General features: G+C 48.3%; 2 protein-coding genes. Both read left to right on the forward strand.

Annotated elements, in window-relative coordinates; all coding sequences use genetic code 11:
• Positions 1–162 precede the first annotated feature (162 nt).
• Complete coding sequence (gene gyrA, locus ACNA6I_RS22285) at positions 163–2,670, forward strand: DNA gyrase subunit A (protein WP_048004564.1); 2,508 nt, start codon at positions 163–165, stop codon at positions 2,668–2,670.
• Between the two features lie 125 nt (positions 2,671–2,795).
• Positions 2,796–3,869, forward strand: coding sequence for an HD-GYP domain-containing protein (locus ACNA6I_RS22290; RefSeq protein WP_048013546.1), 1,074 nt, complete (start codon positions 2,796–2,798; stop codon positions 3,867–3,869).
• Positions 3,870–4,160 lie beyond the last annotated feature (291 nt).

A 4,160-nucleotide genomic window follows, 5' to 3' on the forward strand; every position in this document is an offset into this window, starting at 1 on the left:
CCGGCTGAACTTGCCGATGGCCCCACACCCAGAGCCCCAAAGCCTAAACGAAAATTCCCTTAAATGATCAGGATAGACTGAAACTCTATCCTGTCTTTTACATAGTGGACAAGGAAAAATGAGAAAGAATCCATCTTTCTTCAAAAGGAGGTCCCTTTAACTATGGCAGAAACACCACAGTCTAATGTTCAAGAGATTAATATTAGTAATGAGATGCGCTCATCGTTCCTGGATTATGCCATGAGCGTTATCGTCTCCCGTGCCCTACCTGATGTCCGGGACGGCCTGAAGCCGGTTCACCGCAGGATCCTCTATGCGATGAATGACCTCGGTATGACCGCAGATAAAGCCTATAAGAAATCAGCCCGTATCGTTGGGGAAGTCATCGGTAAGTATCACCCGCATGGTGACTCGGCCGTTTACGATACGATGGTGCGTATGGCGCAGGATTTCAACTATCGCTACATGCTCGTGGATGGCCACGGGAACTTCGGTTCGGTGGACGGGGACGCTGCGGCGGCCATGCGTTACACAGAAGCCCGTATGTCCAAGATCTCGATGGAACTGATCCGCGACATCAATAAGGACACAATTGATTATAAAGACAACTATGATGGTACTGAGCGTGAGCCGGAAGTTCTTCCTGCCCGCTTCCCGAACCTGCTCGTGAATGGTTCTTCGGGGATTGCCGTCGGGATGGCCACCAATATCCCTCCTCATAACCTCGGAGAAGTAATTGACGCGATCCTGGCCATCAGCCGTGATGGAGACATCACGATTCCTGAGCTCATGGAGCACGTTCACGGACCTGACTTCCCTACCGCGGGACTGATTGTCGGCCGGAGCGGAATCCGCCGTGCATACGAAACGGGTAAAGGCTCAGTTACCATGAGGGCCCGTGTGGAAATCGAAGAAAAGAGCAATGGGAAAGAAACAATCATCGTCCACGAAATCCCTTATCAGGTCAATAAGGCCCGCCTCATCGAAAAGATTGCCGAGCTTGTTCGCGATAAGCGGATTGAAGGGATCACCGATCTTCGCGATGAATCCGACCGTAACGGGATGAGGATTGTCATAGAGGTTCGTAAGGATGCCAACGCCAACGTCCTTCTGAATAATCTATACAAACAGACCGCCCTGCAAACGAGCTTCGGGATCAACCTCCTTGCTCTTGTTGGCGGACAGCCTAAAGTCTTGAACCTCAAGCAGTGCCTCGAGCACTACCTTGATCACCAGCGCATCGTGATCCGACGCAGGACGGAATTCGAGCTTCGGAAAGCAGAAGCCCGTGCCCACATCCTTGAAGGATTGCGTATTGCCCTTGATCACATCGATGAAATCATTGCCCTGATCCGTGGTTCACAAACGACAGAGATCGCCAAAGAAGGACTCATGGAGAACTTCTCTTTATCTGATAAGCAGGCTCAAGCGATCCTGGACATGCGTCTACAGCGTTTGACCGGTCTGGAAAGGGAGAAGATCGAAGATGAGTACCAAGAGCTTGTGAAACTCATCAATGAGTTGAAAGCAATCCTTGCAGATGATGAAAAGGTACTCGAAATCATCCGAGAAGAGCTTCTTGAGATCAAAGAACGCTTCAACGACAGCCGCCGTTCTGAAATCGTAGCCGGCGGAATCGAAAATATCGAAGATGAGGATTTGATCCCTCGTGAAAATATCGTGGTATCCCTTACTCATAACGGATACATCAAGCGCCTTCCGGTATCAACATACCGTAGCCAAAAGCGTGGAGGACGCGGTATTCAAGGGATGGGTACAAACGGGGAGGATTTCGTTGAGAATCTCTTGACCACTTCCACCCACGATACGATCCTCTTCTTCACGAATAAAGGGAAGGCCTATAAGGCGAAGGGATATGAGATTCCTGAGTTCAGCCGTACGGCTAAAGGCCTGCCGATCATCAACCTCCTCGGAATCGAAAAGGATGAGTGGATCAATGCCATGATCCGTATCGAAGAGTTTGTCGATGATTGGTATCTGTTCTTTACGACAAAGCAGGGGATTTCCAAGCGTACGCCGGTTTCGGACTTCGCCAATATCCGGACGAACGGTCTTATCGCCATCAATCTGAGGGAACAGGATGAACTGATTTCAGTCAGATTGACTGATGGAGATAAGGATATGATCATCGGTACGAAGAATGGTCTGCTTATCCGTTTCCCAGAGACCGATGTCCGGTCCATGGGAAGGACGGCCACCGGTGTCAAAGGGATCAACCTGAGCGACGATGATCACGTCGTCGGTATGGAAATCCTAGAAGAATCCAATGATGTGCTGGTTGTTACCGTCAATGGATACGGTAAACGTACACCTGCAAGCGAGTACCGCATCCAGACGCGTGGCGGTAAAGGATTGAAAACATTGAACGTGACAGAGCGTAACGGGGAACTTGTAGCGGTGAAAGCCGTGACGGGTGAAGAAGACCTCATGCTCATAACGGCTCAAGGTGTCATGATCCGTATGGACGTCAATGATATTTCTACAACCGGCCGTAACACTCAGGGTGTCAAATTGATCCGTCTCCAAGATGGTGAATTTGTATCCACCGTGGCTAAGGTGGAGAAGGAAGACGAAGAAACCACCCCGCCAGTCGAAACGGCAGATGACATCGACCCTCAGGAACAACCGGGTGACGATTCTGAAGAATAAACTGAAAGACTAGAATGCCTCCGCATAGCGGGGGCATTTTTTTGTGGAAAGAAACGACAAAATTCCCCACTCGCCCCTTTTTATTGGTAAAATAAACTAAAAATAATCCCGAGGGAGTCAGAGCTGTGAAAATCAAACGTCAGGATGCAAGGGTTGGACATCTGGTGTCAGAAGATATAATGGGAATGACCTCTGTTCCACTGATCATGAAAGGCACTGTCTTGACCGACCAGCACATAAGAGCATTGCGCGCATTTAATGTCCAGGAGTTAACGATTGAGAGTGTGGGGGACCTCTTGAAAGCATCCCCTCCCGTCCATCATGAAGCAAGAGATGAGCAGAAGGTGGAAATCTCGCCGTTCCTTACGCGGTACATGAAGTCAGTAGAGGATTATAAGAAGGAATTCGTGAAGTGGCAATCCGGGATGGCCGTCGATATTGCTAAAATACGAGAGATTCTCCTATCTGTATTGGCTGAGGTCCAGGAATCCCCTACTTTGATCCACACTGTGATCCAAGTACAATCAAAGCCGGATTACTTCTACCATCATGCGATGGCCACAGCCCTCCTCAGCACGCTTATCGGAAAGAAGCTGGGGATAGACGACACCCAGAGCACGCAGCTTGGTTTGGGCGCAGCCCTATCAAACTGTGGAATGGCCAAGATCAGTTCAATCATTCTAAAAAAGGAACGTCCACTGACGGAAAAAGAATTTAGTGAAGTGAAGATGCACCCTGTCTACAGTTATAAGATGATTAAAGACTCCCCACTGGTGAAAAGTGAAACCAAACTCGCCATCCTCCAGCATCATGAACGGTATGACGGGACTGGTTATCCTTCCAGAGAAAAAGGAGACCGCGTACATCTGTATGCCCAGATCATCGGAATTGCAGATATCTTCCATGCCATGAGTTCTGATCGTTTCTATAAAACGAAACAACCGATCTTCAAAGTACTCGATATCATCAGGAAGGACCACTTTGGTCAATTCCCTCCCCAGGTCGTCACAGGTCTCCTCGACTTGATCAGTGGATTGAGTACGGGGACAGGTGTCCGACTTACTTCCGGTCACCAGGGGAAGGTGGTATTCACACAGTCCAGCTCACCGACAAGACCGATCATCAAATTGGATGGGACAGAAGAACTCTTCGATTTATCCAAGCAGCAGGACGTTCATATAGCAGAAGTCCTCTCATGAGGGAAGGCCCGCTACCGGACTGCCAGTCTGATAGCGGGCCGATGCTTTCCGGAACGACATAATAATAGAGGGACAGAAGGGAAAACTTCGTATTAAATGAATAGATTTCTAACGGATAAAAGTTTTTGAAATAAGTCTTGCATTCTCCTTAGATCCTGTATATAATAATATTTGTTGTCCGAAAGGGAAGGTAGCTATTTAAACGAAACACAAAAATAATTAACAAAAACCCTTGACGAAGAACGAAAGACACGATATAATATAAAAGTTGCTTCAAGAAAAGTGACGAAC

This window comes from Rossellomorea sp. FS2 (assembly GCF_047915635.1).
In the GTDB taxonomy this organism is placed as follows: Bacteria; Bacillota; Bacilli; order Bacillales; family Bacillaceae_B; genus Rossellomorea; species Rossellomorea marisflavi_A.

Bases quoted from the DNA above. Each gene is read 5' to 3' on its own strand.
- gyrA (WP_048004564.1), top strand. From the start codon at position 163: ATGGCAGAAACACCACAGTCTAATGTTCAAGAGATTAATATTAGTAAT.